The organism is Capnocytophaga periodontitidis, assembly GCF_016126015.1.
In the GTDB taxonomy this organism is placed as follows: domain Bacteria; phylum Bacteroidota; class Bacteroidia; order Flavobacteriales; family Flavobacteriaceae; genus Capnocytophaga; species Capnocytophaga periodontitidis.
Genome location: NZ_JAEFDB010000019.1, coordinates 1 through 20,849, shown reverse-complemented (window position 1 = coordinate 20,849; position 20,849 = coordinate 1). Strand labels below are relative to the sequence as shown.

Sequence of the window (20,849 nt, the reverse complement as noted above, 5' to 3'; positions counted from 1 at the left end):
AAATCGGTATGGGTTGCTATAAAGCGGTGAGTAGGGTCGTAGGTGTATTGCTCAATGCGCTTTTGTCCGTCTTCAGCAATAGTTTCCTTTTGGGTTATATTGCCATAGGGGTCATAACTAAATTTTTCGGTGTGCTCGCCTGTGCCGTTGCCTTTTGTTTTGGCAGTGCTGATTAACCCATTCTCATAAGTATAGCTTTCCTCAGCCGTAAAAGTATCACCGTCCAAAGTGCTTGCTGTGCGTTTATGGGTGAGCAAGCCCATACGGTAGGGACTGCTTTCTTTTGGGGCGTATTGCAGTTCCTGTACTTGTTTATAGCCATCGGTTTCTGTGGTGATTTGCGTTGGGTTTAGGTCGGTGTCGTAAGCAAAGGATTGCGTGGTGGTTATCCCTTTGAGTTTATCCTCAGTAACTTGCTTCTCCAACTGGAGTTTAAAGCACTTGTTAGGGGCTTCGGAGTGGGTGTAGATATAGGTGGTTTTGGAAAGAAAATCAAGTGTAGGAATATATGTTGAAGGGTAGCTGAGTGTATATTCATTGGCAGGAGCTCCTCTTAATAAAATATCTCTCTCTTGATAAGAATACAATGCTTGAACATTTTGTTTGTTTGCTTCAAACCAATTACTACGACATATTCCCTTAAAACCTAAAAATCCTAATCCATCAGAGTGTGTATAGGCACCATAATAGTTAAAATGTTGTTCGGTGTTTGGGAAATTAAATCCAGAACGCTCTATTTTAGATACTAAATATATAGAAGGCACACTTCCTAATCCTATATAAGGAAATTTATGAGCAAAATGAGCATCCTCATATAGGACTCCGTGATAATGTGTTTCAGGGTCTAATCGACTCTTACCTTCGTTAGATTCCATTTTTCCATAACTAATACTATAAGCTTGTTTATTATTGATAGTACGTAGAAGCATTTCTTCTTTATTATTCTTTTGTGAGTAGAGTGTCTCAACACAGTTGTCAAAAAGTAAAGAAATATCCATAAAAACATTCTTCTTATCTGGATTTGAAAATATCAAATGACCAGGAGACCCTGTTGAGAAATCTATATATCTATCACTTCCTATTCTTTCAAAAAGATCTCCTGTGTTACCAATGTTTTTATATATTTTAAAACCTCTGAAATCCTCTTTTTTATCTCTATTTCCAATACGGAACTCTAATATATCACTTTTTCCATCATTATTAAAGTCAATGGCGATGAGACGAGTGTCTATATATCCATTGCCATCAGGAGATGGGTATACCTCATAAAGGAAAGGTAGACTTATTTCCTTCTTAGTTGTAAACCCCTTCCCTGTTCCATACAAAATATCATAGACTTTGGTAGAAGTAGTTCTAGGTAACATTAAGTCAATTTTTCCATCTCCATTAAAATCACCAATCACAGGAGGTATTGTGTGAGTGAATAGCAGTGTATTTTTATATAAAATCAATGGGTTATGTTCTTCTATAAGCTTTTTGAGTTGATACTGCTCATTAAGTTCATAAACATATATAACCCCCTGTGAAATATGCACTAAATCAGTCTTACCATCACCATTCATATCAATGGCTTGCAAGAGGTCGCCATTCTCATATTGTTTTTCTAATTCTCCTATATGTTTAGTATAGTTATTTTCTTTTCTCCTATCCAAATCTAACCAATTTACTTTAACGCCCCCTTCAATATAGTGCTTGCAACTACAATGCCCTCCATACTCTCCTTCACAATCTGTGCTTAATATCAAAGGCTCTTCTATTGTAAGAATATCTGTAAGTCCATTCCCATCAAAATCTCCCGATAGTACTTTTATTTTAACAGGTACATCTATATCGTCTCTATAGCATCTTTCTTCTGTATAGGTTGGTATTTGAAATTCTTTACTATACTGATAAATAAATGGTGTAATAGAATATTTTGAATATATATCAAAAAGCAATTTATTATCTTTTACTCGTGTAGCTATAAAAGCCTGCCCTTCCATCTGGTAATTAAGATGAGAGAGAATCTGTGCAGGAAATATTTCTTTAAATTCTGGCATAGAAACACCTATGGTAAAAGGAGCTTCTTTATTCCTAAACCCATCAAAAATATATACTTTTTTATAGGCATCAGGACCTTTTGTAGGATACATTATAAAGTCCAAATAACCATCTCCATTGAAATCTAAGGAAACTACTGCTGAATTTAAGTTGCTTACTCCTGTTAATCCCAAACTTCCTTCTGATTTTATCAAACTTAGTCCTTCGTTACCTATATTTGTATATCTTAATTCTATTGGATTTCTTAGTACTCCTCCTACGCGCTCTTGTATATTAATCAATCTATTATAGCCTAAGCTATTGCTGTCGTATTGTAATTCATAGCTTCTATAATGTCCTTTATCAGCATAAGTATCAATAGAGAGTAAAGGTCTTATGTTCTCAAAATATATCCCTGCAACATAAAAGCTAATAGGACGCTTTCGTGGTATAGGATCATAGGTAAAAGAGATTGACCCTCCTTGATAGTTAATGACATCAGGGAGACTCATATTATTTACTTTTACATATTTATAAATAATACTTATTCCTATAGCATTTTCCCAAGAAGATATATTATATTGGAGAGGATCGCTACTTTTCTCCCCCTTCCCATAATACGCCTTACTCCCATCAGGATATAGCACTTCAAAATAACTCGGTCCAAAGATGCCATTTCCAAAAGTTCCCTTGGCTACCACCTTCACATTCGAGAAATTCTCTGTCTCATACACTGCTCCATCTGCTCCGTGAGTGCCTTCTTTAAGCAATAAGCGCTGACCATCAAGAGCAAACTGATCCGTTTCAGTGAGATTAACCCCTGTGAGTTGTCCGTTGTGGTAAGGGGTGGAGCCTACACGGCTAATCTTTGAGATACCCGTGATATTCCAGCCATAGCCTGCAATGTCATTACCCGCCTGACTGTTATAGGTAAGCGCAAGATTAGGCTGCACGCCATTGATGCCCGCAGGCACTGCAATAGGGATAGTGTACACGGCTGCCCCTGTGGCACTCACATCTAAATTGCTTGGGGTAATACCTAAGTCAGCTCCCGATGCGCCACGTGCTGTGGTAGCACTGCTCACAGGTAGTTCAGTAAGGGTAGGGGGTGTAGGTTCATCGCGATGAAAAGAGGTTTTCTGAATTACCTTATAAGGCAATTCCTGTGCTGTAACAGTTAGGCTGCTTAAGCTGAGTAATATGTAGAGTATGTGTTTCATAGTAATAATAGTAATATAGGTATTGTTATTTTTTTACAATTTTAAAGATTTTCTTGCTACCATCCGAGAATGTAGCCACCATAAAGTAATAGCCTGCTGACCAAGTGGAGATATTGATATGGTAAGGTTCTGTAGGTGGGAGGTTATCAATTTGTTGCATTAACTGTCCGTTGACGGTGAAGATTGCTAAATGCGTAAGCGCTCCATTTTCGCTGTGTTGCCAATAGACTCCTATCTGGTCGGTAGCAGGGTTAGGCACACCATATAGCTGTACTTTTGAGTTATCGCTATTTAAAGATTTGAGATTATCAGGAAGTTCATCAAAAATTTCTTCATCAGTAGCCTCATCGGTTGCATTGAGACACAAGAGCGCACGGCGCTGGTTGCCAGCGCTATCATACTGAAAACAGTACTCTTTTTGAGCGTAGATACTTAAAGTACCAAAAAAGAAGAGGAAATATTTTAACATTGTTTAGTAAGTTTGGTAATAATCGGCACAAAGGTAGGAATAAGAAATGAAAAGTGCAAGAAAATATGGGAAATATTTTTTGCACTTTTATACTTCATTATTAGTTATTAAAAACTAAGTCGAATTCATCAATAATAGTAACAAAAGCAGGAGGTAAATATTCTCTACGTATTTTATCTACTATAACTTGTGACATCTCCTTATAAAAAGCTATTGCTATACCTCCTGTTATGCAAGCAATGGTATCGCTATCACCACCTAATGAAATTGCTAATCGTATAGCGCTATCATAGTCTGTGCTCTCCAAAAAGGCAACAATTGACTGGGGTACTGTACCTTGACAATTTTCGTCAAATGGAAAAGTAGGGCGTATTTCATCAAGGGTAAAATCTAAATCATATCCAAACTTTTGCTCTATATAAGCTTTTATCTCAGCTTTATTTTTACCTGTTCGTGCCAGAAAAATAGCAGCTGCTGTAGCTTGTGCTCCTTTGATACCCTCTGGGTGATTGTGTGTTACTACTGCTGTTTTTTCTGCTTTTTTAAGTACTTTATCTAAATCATTATAAGCAAAACCCACCGCACTTACACGCATTGCCGAACCGTTCCCCCAACTATTGTAGGGTGGTGCGGGGGTATCGTGTGCTAACCACTTAAAAAAACTTGTTCCATAACCTCTATTTGGATAACGCTTACCATAGTCTAATATTGTTTGAGCAAAATCCTTATTGTGAAGGATCGCATCGGCTATGGCAATAGTCATTACTGTATCATCCGTAAAGGTTGTTTCTCTTTTAAATAGTGGAAAATCAGTAGTTCGTGTGTTATTAAATTCGTATACTGAACCGATCACATCTCCTGCTATTGCCCCTAAAATTGTCTGTTTCATAACTAATAATCAATTAGTTGATTATGGTATTACTCAATGGTTTGCATTTCTACTAATCGTTTGTACATACCATTTTTTTGTATTAGTTCGCTGTGGGTACCTTGTTCTACGATACGTCCTTTTTGCATCACGACAATCAAGTCGGCATTTTGTATAGTGGAAAGGCGGTGAGCAATAACTATAGAGGTACGGTGTTTCATCATATTCTCTAAAGCGTTTTGCACCAATCGTTCGCTTTCGGTATCGAGTGCTGAAGTAGCTTCGTCGAGTACCATTATAGGGGGATTTTTCAGTACGGCACGGGCAATGCTCAAACGTTGTTTTTGTCCACCGCTCAGTTTGCTACCTGCATCACCTATATTAGTTTCAAAACCTTCAGGCAAGTCGTTTATAAACTCATAGGCGTTGGCGATTTTGGCTGCTGTTATAAGTTCCTCATCGGTAGCATCGGGTTTACCTATCAGTAGGTTGTTCTTTATGGTATCATTGAAGAGTATAGAGTCCTGCGACACTACCCCTATAAGTTTGCGCAAGGAAGTGGTTTGCATATCTTTTACATCCACTCCATCGATGAGGATTGCACCTTCGTTTACATCGTAAAAACGAGTGATTAGGTTAGCAATAGTACTTTTTCCACTCCCTGATTGCCCTACTAAAGCTACTGTTTTTCCTTTAGGCACTTCTAACGAAAAATGGGAGAGCACGGGTTGTTCAGCATAAGCAAAAGTAACCTCTTTTAAGGTGATAGCTGTAGTAAAATTTTTTATCATCACAGCGTTTTCACGTTCTTTGATGGGGTTTTCGTAATCGAGTATTTCCAAGATACGCTCGGCAGCAGCATTTCCGCGGCGCATATCGTAAGAAGCTTTGCTGATAGCTTTAGCAGGTGTGAGGATATTGTAAGCTAAGCCCATAAAAGCGATGAACTGAGTTCCCTCTAAAGTTTTGTCGACCAACACCAGAGAACCACCGAACCACAACAATATAGCAATCATCAAGATACCGAGGAACTCACTCATAGGGGATCCTAAGTTTTGTCTATTCATTACCTTGTTGCTTAATCGGTTAAAGGTTTGGCTAGAGTCGGCAAATCGTTTGGAGAATATACTTTCGGCATTGAATGCTTTGATGACACGCAATCCGCCTATAGTTTCTTCTATGAGAGAAAGAAATCGCCCTTGTTCTTGTTGTACTGCTATAGAGTTCTTTTTAAGAGATTTACCTATTTTAGAAATGATAGCTGCTGCAATAGGAATAAATATAAAAGTAAACAGAGTGAGTTTTACGCTGATGCCTAACATTACTAAAATAGAAAATATGATGGTAAGAGGCTCACGTATAAACGATTCTAATGCTGAAAGCATAGAGTTTTGTACTTCGTTTACATCACCTATCATACGGGACATTATATCACCCTTGCGTTGATCGGAAAAGAAAGCTATTGGCTGATTGACTACTTTTTTATACAGATTATTGCGCAAATCTTTAAGTACCCCATTACGAAGATAGGTAATAAAAAAAGAAGCTAAATAACTGAATAAATTTTTTAGTAAGAAAAGAGAAAGCACCAAAGCAATCACAATTGCTAATGCCCAAATGGTATTCTCGCCTGCTAACGCACCTACTTTATAGTTCAAATAGGCTTTGCCATAACTACCCAGTTCTAATAGATTTCCTGAATAGACAGGTTCTTGTAATATAGGTTGCGTTTTGCCAAAAAGGACATCGAGCATAGGAATCAGTGCGACAAACGATAAGGCGCTGAAAAGTGAGTAGAGTATATTAAAAAATATATTCAGAAACGCCTGTTGTTTATAGGGCAATAGGTAAGGGATAAATCTCTTGAGTTTCATTCTTATTTTTTGTATTTTTTAACGGTTTCGTCCCTTCTTAACTTTTGATTATCAGTATATACAAATTCAGGAACGAAATAGATTTGGCGAGGTACTTCGTACTTTAGCATATCTTTATCCATATAGATATCGTGAGCTAAAGTAGGGTAATCTTTTTCATCGCCTTGTACGTATAATACAGCGCGCTGTCCTAATTCATCATCAGGTTCTTTGGTAATAAAGTAATCTCCTTTGATATATTTTTTGATTTTGCGTTCTACACTTTCAGGGAAGACCTTAAAACCGCCAGAGTTGATGATATTGTCGAAACGTCCTAACCACTCAAACTCATTGTGAGAGATAAGGTTTACCATATCGTTTGTAACTACAGGGTGATCGGCAATTAAAGGAGCATTGATTACTAAGCAATGGCGGTCGTCTTGGGTGAAAATCACATTAGGCATTGCCTTGTAAGTAGTTTCGTGTTGCTCGGTGTGATTTACCTTACGCATCGCAATATGCGAAATGGTTTCGGTCATTCCGTAAGAAGAGTATACTTCGGTAGAAATATTCTGTAATTTAGCTTCTAACTCACCATCAATAGAAGCTCCGCCTAAAATTAGTTTTTTTACACGAGGTAAATCGGTAAGAGATTTTGCTGCTTGTAAAGGAATCATTGCACAGAAATCGTAATTTTTATTGGTGAGCGATAGCGGCATAGATGAAGGTCTGATAATATCGAGGTGCAAGCCCAGAACAATTGCACGAATGAGCATCATTTTTCCTGCGATAAAATCGGCTGGCAGACACAACAGAGCACGGTCTTTGGGTGAAAGGTTTAGATATTCACCTGTAGCCAAAGCAGAGTTTACCATTCCTTGTTTTTTAAGTTGAATTTGTTTAGGGATACCTGTTGATCCTGAGGTTGTAGCTTCGATATAATCTTTATTATCAAGCCAATCCAAAAGAAATCTTCCTACCGCTTTACGGTAAGGCAAGCCATCCTTTACATAGGCTACTGCTAAAATGATTAAGCGTTCTCTATCAATAGGGAAACCGTTGATTCTAAAATCTTTATGTACAAATTTGTAATCTATTTCTTCCATATAAAATAATATTATTGTTTAGATAGCAATTGCAAAACTACAATTTTTAAACGAAATAGACAAAATTAAATACAAATATTAGATTTTTTCTACTTGAAGCTACAATGAAAAAAGTTACCCTTGATATCAAACCTCTCAATTCTGGAAAATTATATTGATTTAGAAAAAATTACTAATTCATAGATAGCAAATAGAAAAATCACCTTAGTATTTCTTTTTATTTTTTAGCTGTATTTGAGCATTTTACAAAAAAACAGCAAAAATATTTTCTCTAATGTTCAGTTTTATATCAAAAAAATTCTTAATTTTACCGCATCAAATTCAAATATTATGTATCAATTAGACCGCATAGATTTAAAAATCTTAGATGAACTACAAAAAGATAGCAAACAATCGGTTAAAAGTCTATCTGAAAAAGTAGGTTTATCAATTACTCCTGTTCACGAACGTATTAAACGGATGGAAAATACAGGTGTTATTCAGAAATATGTTGCTGTTGCTGACCCTAAAGCCCTTGGGAAAAGGCTGATAGCTTACTGCCAAGTAAAACTTTTGAGACACAGCGGACAACTATTTGAAGAATTTGAGAAATACATTAGTAATCTTGACGAAGTGCTTGAAGCCTCGTATATGGCAGGTAGTTACGATTTCCTCCTGAAAGTTATACTCAACGATATGGAAGATTATCAGAAATTTGTTGTACAGAAACTTTCTAAAATGGAAATTATTTCTAATATTCAAAGTTCTTTTATAATTCAACAAATCAAAAATACCTCTTGGATTAAAAGTATAAACGAAGAAGAAACTGAATAAAATCAATCTAAAAAATGCACATAGCCATTGCAGGAAATATAGGTGCAGGCAAAACGACACTTACCTCCCTATTAGCTAAACACTACCAATGGGAAGCCCACTTTGAAGATGTGGTAGACAACCCTTATTTAGACGACTTTTATCACCAAATGGAGCGCTGGAGTTTTAATTTACAAATATACTTTCTAAACAGTCGCTTCCGACAGATTTTGGATTTTAGAGAAAAGGGCAACGATATTATTCAGGATCGTACTATCTACGAAGATGCTCATATTTTTGCTCCTAACTTACACGAAATGGGGCTGATGAGTTCTCGTGATTTTGACAATTATAAATCACTGTTCGCTCTAATGGAACGCTTAGTTCTCCCTCCAGATCTACTGATTTACCTCAGAAGTTCAGTACCGAATTTGGTAAATCAAATACAAAAACGCGGTCGGGATTACGAAAATACAATCTCAATAGACTATCTAAACCGCCTCAACCAACGATATGAACAGTGGATAAAGGGCTATGATAAAGGGAAACTACTGATTATAGAAGTAGACAATATTGATTTTGTAAACAACCCTGAAGATTTAGGTGATATTATCAATAAAATAGATGGACTTCTTTATGGATTGTTTTAAAATTAAAAAGAGACACCCACTATATCTATAGTGAGTGTCTTTTTTTCTTTTATATTTTATTTGTTATTAAAAGAATTTGTTTACGTGGAAAGCTACCAACCCATCGATTGGTTTTCTAAGTACAGTTCCTAATTTAAGATTGTTTTCAGCTAATACTTCTTCCAAGATATCTTGGAGGAAGAAAGCGATACTACCCACAAAGTTGATAGGCACTTCGTAGCGATCTTCATATTGAGAAATCCAGTGGTCTACAAATAGTTGCATACCTTTTCTTACCATATCGCGGCAATATTCGTGATTTTTGTTTTCAACCACAAATTTTGCAAAAGTAGCCAAGTAACTATTAGGGTTAGGCATTTTGTACAAGTGGTTTTTAATCACATCTGAACCCAATTCATATTGGTTTTCAAATTTTTGCACGAGGTCAGCAGGCATTTTCTTGAAGTAATAGTCGATAATCAAGCGTTTGCCATAGAAGTTTCCACTTGATTCGTCCATCAAAATATAGCCTAATGAATCTACTGCTTGGTATAATTCTTTACCATTCCAATAAGAGCAGTTAGCACCTGTACCTAAGATACATACAATAGCTTTATCGGAGGGGGCTGTAGTAGCAAACACAGCAGCATAAGTATCTTCTTTTACTTCTATTTTAGCGTTTTTGAAGATAGTTGCTAAGCTACGTTCTACAAAGTAACGGATGCGTTCAGTACCACAACCAGCACCATAGAAATAAATTTCGGATACTGAATTTCTGTTTTCAAACAATTGGTAATTGGTGGTAATACGCTCTACGAGAATTTCTTCTGTAAGTACTTCGGGGTTCAACCCTAAAGTTTGCGTAAAAAATATTTTTTCACCTTTGCTGTTTAAGGCAGTCCAATCGGCCTTAGTAGCACCACTGTCTACAATTAAAATCATATCGTTTCGGTTTTTAAATTATTATTATTTTATTAAAAAAAGGTGAGTTTACCCCTAAGTTGGGCAACTCACCTTTTTTAAGAATTACAATTTAGCAACGTGTTGAGCTAAATCTACTAATTTGTTTGAATAACCAGTTTCGTTATCGTACCAAGAAACTACTTTGAAGAAGTTAGCACTCAAGCCGATACCAGCTTTAGCATCGAAAATAGATGTATTTTTGCAACCTACGAAGTCTTGAGAAACAACCAAATCTTCAGTGTATCCAAGGATACCTTTCAATTCACCTTCAGATGCTTTTTTCATAGCAGCGTTGATTTCTTCAAGTGTAGTTGGTTTTTTAGTACGGAAAGTCAAATCAACAACTGAAACATCGGCAGTAGGTACGCGGAAAGCCATACCGGTAAGTTTACCGTTGAGTTCAGGAATTACTTTACCTACAGCTTTAGCAGCACCTGTGGTTGAAGGAATGATGTTGCAAAGAGCTGAACGTCCACCTCTCCAATCTTTTTTAGAAGGACCGTCTACTGTTAACTGAGTAGCGGTTGTAGCGTGAACTGTAGTCATTAGGGCTTCTTCGATACCGAAGTTATCGTTCAATACTTTAGCGATAGGCGCCAAACAGTTAGTTGTACAAGAAGCGTTAGACACGATAGTATCAGTAGGTTTTACTGTTTTGTGGTTCACACCCATTACAAACATAGGAGCATCGGCTGATGGAGCAGAAATCACTACTTTTTTAGCACCTGCATTGATGTGAGCTTGTGCTTTTTCCAAAGTGGTGAAGATACCAGTACATTCAGCAACTACATCGGCGTGTACTTCGTTCCATTTAAGGTTGTTAGGGTCTTTTTCAGCAGTGATACGCACTTTTTTGCCATCTACTACTAAGTGACCATTTTCTACTTTCACATCACCTTTAAAAGTTCCGTGAACTGAATCGTATTTCAAAAGGTAAGCGATGTAATCTACATCCAAAAGGTCGTTAATACCAACGATTTCTACGTCGGCTCTTTCATAAGCAGCACGGAATACGAGACGACCAATACGTCCGAAACCGTTAATTCCAATTTTTACTGACATAATTCTGTTAAATTTAATTTATTCGTTATTTAATTTTAAGTTTGTTACGTTACTAAGTTGCCATTATTTCGGCTACGCGGAGGAGTTCTGTATCTATTTTAGAACTACCTTTGATAGCTTTTTCAAGCGGGGTGAGTTCCATTTTATTGTTACGGATACCCACCATATAGTTAGATTTACCTTCAAGGAGAGATTCTACAGCTTTTACTCCCATACGGCTTGCTAAAACGCGGTCGAAGCAAGAAGGAGCCCCCCCCCGTTGCATGTGGCCTAATACAGATACACGCACATCGTAATCGGGGTGGTGTTGTTCTACGTATTCTTTAAGTTCGAATACGTTTTTACCTATTTTATCGCCTTCGGCAACCACTACCAAGCTAGAAGTTTTACCAGTCATACGACTTTTTTCCAAAGATTCAAGTAGTTTTTTAAGCCCTATATTCTCTTCTGGGATCAAGATCTCTTCAGCTCCTGCTCCTACTCCAGAGTTGAGAGCGATATGCCCTGCATCACGCCCCATTACTTCGATGAAGAACAAGCGGTTGTGAGAGCTTGCTGTATCTCTAATTTTGTCGATAGCCTCAATTACAGTGTTGAGAGCTGTATCATAGCCTAAAGTAAAATCAGTACCATAAATGTCGTTATCGATAGTACCAGGGATTCCCATTACGGGGAAGCCAAATTCTTTGTTGAACAAGAGTGCTCCAGTAAAAGAGCCGTCACCTCCTATTACTACTAAAGAATCTACTCCTGCTGCTTTTAGTTTTTCATAGGCTACTTTGCGTCCTTCAGGAGTTCTAAAGTCTTTAGAGCGGGCAGATTTCAAGATAGTACCCCCTCTGTTGATAATATCGCGAACGCTACGAGCATTCATTGGTTCGAAATCGCCTTCTATCATTCCCTGATAGCCGCGATATACACCTACCACTTCGATGTTGTGGTATGCACAAGTACGTACCACTGAGCGAATGGCGGCGTTCATACCAGGAGCGTCTCCTCCTGATGTTAATACTGCTATTTTCTTTACTGACATTGTCTGTTTTTAATTTTCCGCCTCAAAAGTACAAAATATTTTTGATATAGCAATAATTTTATGTGTTTTTTTAACACTAAAAAATATAACTATTTAGTTTATTAGGAATTAGAAAATAGGTGTTAAAAGTTAGTTTTATAAAATCTTCATTAAATCTTAATGTTTGTTGTATTCCTTTAAAGCTTCACCTAATATGTGAATGGCTTTTACTATCTTCTCCTTCTCGAGCACATAAGCTATACGCACTTGGTTGCACCCTAAACCTTCGGTAGCATAAAAACCTTCGGCAGGAGCCAACATTACCGTTTCGTTATTTACTGAAAAATGGTCTAAAAGCCATATACTGAAATCTTCTGCATTTTCTACAGGCAATTCGGCTATACAATAGAAAGCCCCTTTAGGCATTGATACGCGTACCCCTTTTACTTTTTGGAGTTCCTCAATAAGCACATTCCTACGTTGGGTGTATTCTTTTAATACTTCTTCAAAGTAAGTGTCGGGCACATCAAAAGCGCGCTCTGCACCTATTTGAGAATAAGTAGGGGGAGACAAGCGTGCTTGAGCGAACTTCAAAACAGACATCATCACGTCTTTATTCTTAGAGACTACCCACCCGATGCGTGCTCCACACATACTAAAACGTTTAGACACCGAATCTATCATTATAGCATTTTGTTCGATGCCTTCTACTTGCATAATGGAATAATGGGTAGCACCATCGTACACGAACTCGCGGTATACCTCATCGAAAATAAGGAAAATATCGTGTTTTTTGGCTATTGCTGCCAATTGCAAAATTTCCTCTTTAGAATACAAATAACCTGTAGGATTTCCAGGGTTACAAATGAGAAAAGCTTTGGTTTTAGGCGTTATCTTTTTCTCAAATTCTTCTATAGGAGGCAAGGCAAAGTTATCATCAAAAGAAGACGTAATAGGTACACATATAGCATCAAAGGCTTCTGAAAAGCTGATGTAGTTCGCATAATAAGGTTCAGGAATGATAATTTCATCATCGGCATTGGCAACAGTAGCAATTACATAGGTAAGCGCTTCGGAGCCACCATTGGTAATGATAATATCATTGCTATTGACCTTAATATCGTGTTTTTTGTAGTATTCGACCACCTTTTCTCTGAGAGAGTTGATGCCCTCACTTTTGGTATATTCCAATACCTTAGGGGTAAAATCTTTGACTGCCTGAATAGCTATTTCAGGGGTTTTAATATCGGGTTGACCAATATTGAGGTGGTAAATAGTTTTCCCTTCCTTAGCTGCTTTTTCGGCGTAAGGAGTGAGTTTCCTGATAGGAGACTGAGGCAATATTTGCGCTCTATGTGATATTGTAGGCATAAGTTAATTTATCAATTAGTTAATTAGCAAGTTAGCCAATTTGTCAATTAACACATTGGCTAATTGACAGATTGGCTAATTATCTTATTTTTTTGCTACTAATTCAGCAATGCGAATAATCACTTCGGTAGCTTTTTCGAGGTTTTCTACGGGTACAAATTCGTATTTACCGTGGAAATTATGTCCGCCTGCAAAGATATTAGGGCAAGGCAATCCCATAAAGCTAAGTTGAGAACCATCGGTACCACCGCGGATAGGTTTGGTTATAGGGGTAATACCTAATTCTTTCATCGCGCGTTCGGCTACTTCTACAATATGCATCACAGGTTTGATTTTTTCACCCATATTGTAATATTGGTCTTTTATTTCGGCTACTGCCACATTAGGGATTTGTTTGTTCAAATCGTCTACAATTTGCTGTACTACGGCTTTGCGTTTATTGAAAAGGTCGCGGTCGTGGTCGCGGATGATAAGCTGTACTACTGTATTTTCTACATCTCCAGAGATATCGGTAATGTGATAGAATCCTTCGCGACCTTCGGTGCGAGCTGGAATCTCGTCGGCTGGTAGCGCATTGATAAACTGAGTAGCTACAAGCATTGAGTTTATCATTTTGTTTTTGGCAGTACCAGGATGCACGTTTTTCCCTTTGAAGTGTATTTTAGCTCCTGCTGCGTTAAAACTTTCGTATTCAAGTTCGCCAATTTGTCCGCCGTCCATTGTATAAGCCCAATCAGCAGCGAATTTTTTGACATCGAATTTATGAGCTCCACGACCTATTTCCTCATCAGGGGTAAAGCCTACGCGTATTTTTCCGTGTTTGATTTCGGGGTGTTGCACGAGGTATTCCATAGCGGTTACGATTTCGGCAATACCTGCCTTATCGTCAGCTCCCAAAAGGGTAGTTCCATCAGTTGTGATAATGGTATTGCCTTTGTAGAGCAACAAATCCTCAAAATAAGAAGGTGATAACACTATGTTTTGTTCTTTGTTGAGGACGATATCACCCCCATCGTAATTTTCTACAAATTGTGGATTTACGTTTTCACCAGAGAAGTCAGGAGAGGTATCGAAGTGAGAGATAAAGCCAATGGTAGGTACTGGGTAATCTACATTTGATGGCAAGGTAGCCATTACATAGGCGTTTTCATCTACTGTTACATCTTGCAAACCAATGGCTTTCAATTCTTCTACCAATAAGTTTGCCATATTCCATTGTTTTTTGGTACTAGGGGTTGTTTCACTCTCAGGATTAGACTGAGAGTCTATTTTTATGTACTTAATAAAACGGTCTACTAAATTTTTCATTATATATAGTTTTTAGTTTTTCTTGTTTGTTGGGAGTTTAGCCCCCGTTCCCCCGAAGGGGACAATTCTCAAAAGTGAGTGTTATATAGGGTTAATTGTTCTAATATTATAGTCAAACAAAAATAGATTGCAAATAAATAAACTTACTTTTTAAGGGCGTTTGCAAAAAGTTTTATTTATGTGGGTGTTTGCAGCACATACCCAGCTATCGCTGGCTTTCCTACACAACACACTCTAAGAGTAGTTGATTTTCAAGGTAATCAACTTTGCCAAAGTCTGAAACGATATTTTTCAGTCTTTTAATGGTAAAGGGTCAAAAGTTCTCAACAAAGGATCATCTTCAAATTTCAAAATACTTTTTACTTTTGCTTTATCTGTAAGGTTGAGAATAAACTCTTTAAAAGTATTCCCTGCTAAATATATTCCTGTAGAAAAATCTACCAAATAAATAGGGCATTCTCCCTTATCATCCCGATTTCTACTATCCCAAAACACAACCTCTCCATTTTCACTAAACAAAAAAGGTTCTGCATTAGCTAAGCGCTCTTTATTATCTGCTTCTTTTTTGAGAAATAACCTATCTGGATATTCCTTTAAATACATTTGAAAGATTTCTTTCCAATGTGCATTTCTGTGTTCCAAAGCATCACAATAAGGTGTGTTTTCTCCCATTGGAATATAGGTGAGAAATAAGCCTAACAATCTACCAAAGCCTATTTCTTGAGCAAACTGCAAATAAGAAGGAGGAATTTCAAAACTCCCTATTTGAGTAATATTGCGGGTTGTTGTTAGGTTAGCTTTTGATATGTTTAAAAGTTCTTTATACATTTCTACCCTTCATAAACATCTCTTTGCCATTGCCCTCCTATAAACTCCCTATTAGCACTTTCTCCATAATCGAGGTTAAAAACATCATTGAGAGTAGGGTCGGCTTTTACTAATTCTTCCAAGGGCACCATCTTCCAATCGGGTTCTCCTAAGGGAAGGAAAAACCAATAGCCTTCTTTATCGTGTATTACATCTACAATTGGTTCTTGACTTTCTAACCAAGCGGATGTTGTAAATACGGGGCGGAGTTTGTCTTCTCTAAATTTGAAATCGGCATTTCTATCTAATAACGGTTGCAAGTAGATTAAATCTTCTCTAAAATTTGTTTCATAAGGGAATACACCTTTGTCATCAGGCCATATCAATTGTAATGCAGGGAAATCGGCTGTTTGGTAATAGTTGATTGCTTGTCCAAAATAATCAGGGATATTACGCTTGTCTACCGTTAAGAATTGTACGGGATGTTTTTCTAATACGCCACGATAATTCTTACCTATTTCTATAGATTTTCCTTTTTTTACGCCTTCAAACGCTACCGTATTGAGTACGGTATGGAGTATATCTATTGGCATTCCTAAAGTAATAAGCTCAGGGTGTTTGTAGCTTTTCCACAAACCTACTGTATAAGCAAAAGATGGCAAGTAATCAGTTTGGGGTACCATTATCACCCCAAAGCCGTATTTTTCGATATCACTTGTCAATTTATTGATATATTGATTTGACAATTCGTTAGTTTATTGATTTAATGCCTATCAAGGATTGAATTAACTTGTTGATTATAAACTTCCTCCTAATTCACTTACTCGGCAATTGCCGATAATCTTTCAAAGGGAAGATGCGACACAAAAGTGACAATACGCTGTTAATCAGGGATTATCATTTTCCAATTCTTGATTCATATTACTATCATCATCTTCTGGTTTTTTCTTACGTCTTAACTCAAAATTTTTTCCGAGGTATACTTTACGTACCGTCTCATCGGCAGCCAAATCTTCAGGCACTCCTGATTTGAGGATTCCTCCTTCAAACATCAAGTAAGTACGATCGGTAATAGCAAGAGTTTCCTGCACATTATGGTCGGTGATGAGGATACCAATATTTTTATCTTTAAGTTGAGCCACAATGCGTTGGATATCTTCCACCGCAATAGGGTCTACCCCAGCAAAAGGTTCGTCGAGCAAGATAAAATTCGGACTGGTAGCCAAAGCCCGGGCAATTTCGGTACGGCGGCGTTCTCCTCCTGAGAGTAGGTCACCACGGTTTTTACGGATATGCCCCAAGCTAAATTCATCAATCAACTCATCGGTTTTGCGTTGTTGTTCGGCTTTAGAGAGTTTGGTGAGTTGCAATACACTTTTGATATTGTCCTCAATGCTCAACTTTCTAAACACCGAAGCTTCTTGTGCCAAGTAGCCAATACCGCTTTGAGCGCGTTTGTACATAGGATAATTGGTAATATCGGTATTATCCAAGAAGATCGTACCGCCATTGGGCTTGATGAGTCCCACAATCATATAAAAGGAAGTTGTTTTACCGGCGCCATTAGGGCCTAAGAGTCCAACGATTTCGCCTTGGTTTACTTCCAGCGAAACGCCTTTTACAACCTTTCTTCCTTTGTATATTTTGATGATGTTGTTTACTACTAATTTCATATAGTTAAAACGAAAAGCGATAAGGCATTTCGTTGAGTTCAGTTTCTAAATCTACCCAGTCGTGCACTTCGGTTACGATGCTATAGACCATTTCCTCGGTAAGCACTTTTCCTTCGTAAATATCGGTAATAGTTTGTTCGCTCATCACTTCTTGCAAGAAGCCTTCGTCGCCCATATAATCTACTGCCCATTCTTTGTATTTTGCAGGGTTAGTAGTTATATGTTCAAATTTATCGATGTGTTCTTCCACAGGAAAATTTTCCACGCATTGCCACGTTTCACCATCCAAAGAGTATATCACAAAAGGGATATCACTTTGCGAGAAGTTTTTACGATAGTAGGGCAAAAACACTTTGGGGATGCGTTTCTCGAAATCGTGGTTATCGCCTCCTTTGCTGTCTTCGGCGCTGGATGAGGGTACTATTAAGCAGGCTTTATCGATAAAATAGAATGACAACGATGTGCCATCTTCATCTTCAAAGCCGTGCCCCCACTGGGCTTCATAGCCGTCGTATTCTTCTTCATTGGCTTTGTAGTAGGTGTGATAAACTTCGAACTCGTGACCACAAATAATCCAGTCTAACACGGCTCTGCCTTTGCAAAGCTGTTTCAACGTTTTCACGTTGGGTAAGTGCTGTAAGTAGGTATTACAATCCATTAAAAATATTAAATTACCTTGTTTTGTTCTTTTTTTAAAACATAAGCCGAAATAAAAATACTTATTTCGTACAGGAGCATAATCGGTATTGAGACGATTATCTGGCTGGCTACATCGGGGGGGGTGATAATAGCGGCAACTATGAGCACTACTATCAAAGCGTGACGTCTATACTTACGCATAAAAACAGGGGTTACAACGCCCAGCTTAGTAAGGAAATAAATGACAATAGGCAGTTCAAAAACAATGCCACACGAAATGACCGATGAGCGTACTACTGAAATATATGAATCTATATCTATTTGATTTTTCACCTCAGGGCTTACCGAATAAGACCCTAAAAAGTTCACTGAAAGCGGTGTTATAAGGTAATAACCAAACAATACGCCTATAAAAAACAGCAAAGAAGCAATGAAGATAAAACCTCGTGCTAACTTGCGTTCGTGTTCATACAATGCTGGGCTGATGAATTTCCAGACTTCATAAAGCACATAAGGGAATGCGATAATCACTCCTGCCCAGATAGACGTCCAGATATGAGCTGAGAACTGCCCTGCCATTGTACGGCTTTGGATGGTAAAAGGGAGTTTTTCGGCACAGAAAGCGCTTTCAAAACCAAAAAAGTGCCCTATTTTGCAGAACATTTTATAAGTGAAAAAATCGCCATTTTTAGGAGCAAAGATAATTTGAAAGATAAAATCCTTACATACAAAAGCTACTACTCCCACAATTAAGACGGCTATAGTAGCGCGTATTAAATGCCAGCGCAAGGCTTCTAAATGGTCTAAAAAGGACATTTCATCTTGTGATGCTCCCATTGTAAGTTTATTAATTTCTTTTAATAACAAATTTAATGGCGCAAAGATAAAAAATAATTCATAATTAGCAATTATAGGTAATAAAAAAACTGCTTGGTCTCCCAAACAGTTTTTTTGTTATTCAAACATTGTTATTCGATACTCACTACTATAAATTCGCTACGGCGGTTAGCTTGATGCTCTTCTTCGGTACAAGGGACACCATTAGAGCAACCATTTACCAAACGAGTTTCGCCATAACCTTTAGCTGTTAGGCGTTTACGTTCAATACCTTGTTTTACTATCCATTCGAGGGTAGATTTTGCGCGTTTATCTGACAAGGCTAAGTTGTAGGCATCGGAAGCGCGGCTATCGGTGTGAGAACGGATATCAACTTTCATCTTAGGATACTGTTTCATTACCTCTACTATCTTAGCGAGTTCTACGGCCGCATCAGGACGTATATCAGACTTATTCAAATCGAAATAAATTTCTTTGATATTGAATATTTTGGCTAAATCAGTATTTTTAGAAATTGCGACTTCTCTTGGTTCAAGAAGCATTTCGTAGTATGTTTCGCCTTCTTTATCGGTGTTTACTTTCACTTCAGCAGTTTCATATTTTTCTTTTTCGCCACGCAAGTAGTAATACAATTCTTTACAATCTACCTCATTGAAAGCAAAAGTACCATCTTCTTTAGTTTTTTGTTTAGCGACTTCTTTCATTGTTCTATCCGAAAGTATAATGAGCCCATCAACAATTACATTATTCGTTTTAGCATCTTTTAAGACTCCTTTGAGCATTTTCTCACAATCAAAAACTAAAGGTTTTTCTTCAAAGAAGCTATAAATATCATCTCTACCTTTTCCTCCTGGGCGGTTAGATGAGAGGAAGCCTATTTTAGAATCGCTATCCATTATAAAGCAGAAGTCATCATCGGCACTATTACCTGGGCGACCAATATTGATAGGTTTAGAAGTCGTACCATTTTCATAGAATTTTACGGCGAAGATATCCAAACCACCTAAACCAGGGAATCCATCAGATGAATAGTACATTACGTTGTTTTTAGAGATGAAAGGGAAAGATTCGCGTCCTGGGGTATTGATTAGATTTCCTAAATTTTCAGGTTTTCCGTATTTGTTATCTCCTAAAATTTCTACTCGGAAAATATCAGATCCGCCTAAGGTACCTCCCATATCGGATGCAAAGTACAAATATTTTTCATCAGGGCTTAAGGCAGGGTGTGCCACATTGTATTGATCGCTATTAAAAGGCACTTCTACCACATTACCCCACTCGCCATCACTACCTTTGGTAGCGCGAAGTATTTTTAGAAGAATGGTATCATCCTTATCTGTTCCTAATTTTTTATTTACATAGTTGTTACGAGTAAAATAAACTGTTTTACCATCTTTAGTAAAAACAGCAGTAGACTCGTTGAATTTTGTGTTGATAGCAGCAGAGAAGGGTTTCTTATTAGACAATTTTTGTTTGTTGCGATCGGCTACATAAAGGTCGTAGAACCCTTCGCCTGTCCATTGAGAGACACCGCCTTTAGAAGCTCTTCCGCTAGTAGCTGCTGCAAATACGATTTTATCACCGTAGAAAGATGGTCCATACTCAGAGTACTCTGTATTTAAAGCTATAGGATTCAGTTTAAATCTTCCTGAATTCTCTTGTATAGCTTGTTGATAATCTTTATTTTTTTCAAAAAGTATTGCTCGGGTATCTTTATCATCGGTCAATTCGGCGAACTTAGCCATCATTTTATCGGCATCATTATACTTACCTACTGATTTTAGCACTTGTGCATAACGATAGTAATACTCAGGTTTTACTTTGTAATTTGGATTTTCAAAGAGTTGTTTGTACCAAGGGAGTGCTTTTTTGTACTCGGCGTTGTAGTAATAGGAATTACCTAAGCTCTCTAGCATTTCTTGATTTACAAATCCTTTTTTAGCAATACTTTCGTATATTCTAATAGCATCGACATAAGCAAAGTTTTTGTACATTTCATTTGCTTTTTCTAATTCCTTTTCAGGTTGTGCTAATAGCACTTGTGCACTACATAATAATGCGAAAGTTAAACTTAGTAATCTCATTTTTTATAATTAATAATTAAAAAATAGGGTTAAAATTTTAAAAAGTGGTTAGCTCACACTAAAAGAATCGAGGAGATACAATTTTTTTGTAGGTTTTTACCAATTCATAACGCAAGAAGATTTCGTGTGAACCTGAG

18 protein-coding genes are annotated in these 20,849 nt (G+C 37.4%); 2 read left to right on the top strand and 16 right to left on the bottom strand.

The annotated features are described in order from the left end of the window. The 5 genes from I7X29_RS14775 to I7X29_RS14755 form a co-directional block, all read right to left on the bottom strand. A partial coding sequence (locus I7X29_RS14775) for an FG-GAP repeat domain-containing protein (protein WP_198475770.1) occupies positions 1-3,239 on the bottom strand: 3,239 nt, incomplete at its 3' end. A 25-nt stretch (positions 3,240-3,264) separates the two neighbouring features. Continuing rightward, positions 3,265-3,708: a T9SS type A sorting domain-containing protein gene (locus I7X29_RS14770; protein WP_198475768.1), complete on the bottom strand. Its 444-nt coding sequence runs from the start codon at positions 3,706-3,708 to the stop codon at positions 3,265-3,267. A gap of 100 nt (positions 3,709-3,808) precedes the next feature. After that, entirely contained in the window at positions 3,809-4,597 is a 789-nt protein-coding gene (locus I7X29_RS14765; protein ID WP_198475766.1) for an ADP-ribosylglycohydrolase family protein, read from the bottom strand. Positions 4,598-4,626: 29 nt separating this feature from the next. Beyond that, complete coding sequence (locus I7X29_RS14760) at positions 4,627-6,450, bottom strand: ABC transporter ATP-binding protein (RefSeq protein WP_198475764.1); 1,824 nt, start codon at positions 6,448-6,450, stop codon at positions 4,627-4,629. A gap of 2 nt (positions 6,451-6,452) precedes the next feature. Continuing rightward, positions 6,453-7,535, bottom strand: coding sequence for an AMP-binding protein (locus I7X29_RS14755; protein ID WP_198467626.1), 1,083 nt, complete (start codon positions 7,533-7,535; stop codon positions 6,453-6,455). A 330-nt stretch (positions 7,536-7,865) separates the two neighbouring features. Between I7X29_RS14755 and I7X29_RS14750 the strand changes: the two genes are divergently transcribed. Beyond that, positions 7,866-8,348: an Lrp/AsnC family transcriptional regulator gene (locus tag I7X29_RS14750; protein ID WP_034555180.1), complete on the top strand. Its 483-nt coding sequence runs from the start codon at positions 7,866-7,868 to the stop codon at positions 8,346-8,348. 14 nt (positions 8,349-8,362) lie between these two features. Then, complete coding sequence (locus tag I7X29_RS14745; RefSeq protein ID WP_009412373.1) at positions 8,363-8,977, top strand: deoxynucleoside kinase; 615 nt, start codon at positions 8,363-8,365, stop codon at positions 8,975-8,977. A gap of 66 nt (positions 8,978-9,043) precedes the next feature. On the opposite strand, the gene I7X29_RS14740 is transcribed toward I7X29_RS14745, so the two are convergent. From I7X29_RS14740 to I7X29_RS14690, 11 genes are all read right to left on the bottom strand, one after another. Beyond that, positions 9,044-9,898 (bottom strand): hypothetical protein, encoded by an 855-nt coding sequence (locus I7X29_RS14740; protein ID WP_009412374.1) that lies wholly within the window; start codon positions 9,896-9,898, stop codon positions 9,044-9,046. Positions 9,899-9,982: 84 nt separating this feature from the next. Further along, positions 9,983-10,981, bottom strand: coding sequence for a type I glyceraldehyde-3-phosphate dehydrogenase (gene gap / locus I7X29_RS14735; protein ID WP_009412375.1), 999 nt, complete (start codon positions 10,979-10,981; stop codon positions 9,983-9,985). Positions 10,982-11,033: 52 nt separating this feature from the next. Further along, on the bottom strand, positions 11,034-12,014 hold the full coding sequence (gene pfkA, locus I7X29_RS14730; RefSeq protein WP_009412376.1) for a 6-phosphofructokinase: 981 nt from the start codon (positions 12,012-12,014) through the stop codon (positions 11,034-11,036). A 156-nt stretch (positions 12,015-12,170) separates the two neighbouring features. Then, entirely contained in the window at positions 12,171-13,364 is a 1,194-nt protein-coding gene (locus I7X29_RS14725) for a pyridoxal phosphate-dependent aminotransferase (RefSeq protein ID WP_198475762.1), read from the bottom strand. A gap of 84 nt (positions 13,365-13,448) precedes the next feature. Then, the gene (gene pepT / locus I7X29_RS14720) at positions 13,449-14,672 is read right to left on the bottom strand and encodes a peptidase T (protein ID WP_009412378.1); all 1,224 of its coding nucleotides are present in this window, start codon (positions 14,670-14,672) and stop codon (positions 13,449-13,451) included. A gap of 291 nt (positions 14,673-14,963) precedes the next feature. Next, positions 14,964-15,500, bottom strand: coding sequence for a hypothetical protein (locus tag I7X29_RS14715; RefSeq protein ID WP_088594634.1), 537 nt, complete (start codon positions 15,498-15,500; stop codon positions 14,964-14,966). A 2-nt stretch (positions 15,501-15,502) separates the two neighbouring features. Further along, positions 15,503-16,201 carry a DUF4262 domain-containing protein gene (locus I7X29_RS14710; protein WP_225883781.1) on the bottom strand — a complete coding sequence of 233 codons (699 nt, stop codon included), beginning with the start codon at positions 16,199-16,201 and terminating at the stop codon, positions 15,503-15,505. A 165-nt stretch (positions 16,202-16,366) separates the two neighbouring features. Then, positions 16,367-17,152, bottom strand: coding sequence for an LPS export ABC transporter ATP-binding protein (lptB, locus tag I7X29_RS14705; protein WP_009412381.1), 786 nt, complete (start codon positions 17,150-17,152; stop codon positions 16,367-16,369). A 4-nt stretch (positions 17,153-17,156) separates the two neighbouring features. Further along, the gene (locus I7X29_RS14700; protein ID WP_009412382.1) at positions 17,157-17,810 is read right to left on the bottom strand and encodes a hypothetical protein; all 654 of its coding nucleotides are present in this window, start codon (positions 17,808-17,810) and stop codon (positions 17,157-17,159) included. Between the two features lie 8 nt (positions 17,811-17,818). Further along, complete coding sequence (gene tatC, locus I7X29_RS14695; protein ID WP_034555183.1) at positions 17,819-18,628, bottom strand: twin-arginine translocase subunit TatC; 810 nt, start codon at positions 18,626-18,628, stop codon at positions 17,819-17,821. A 131-nt stretch (positions 18,629-18,759) separates the two neighbouring features. Beyond that, positions 18,760-20,712: an OmpA family protein gene (locus I7X29_RS14690; RefSeq protein ID WP_198475758.1), complete on the bottom strand. Its 1,953-nt coding sequence runs from the start codon at positions 20,710-20,712 to the stop codon at positions 18,760-18,762. Between the last annotated feature and the right edge of the window lie 137 nt (positions 20,713-20,849).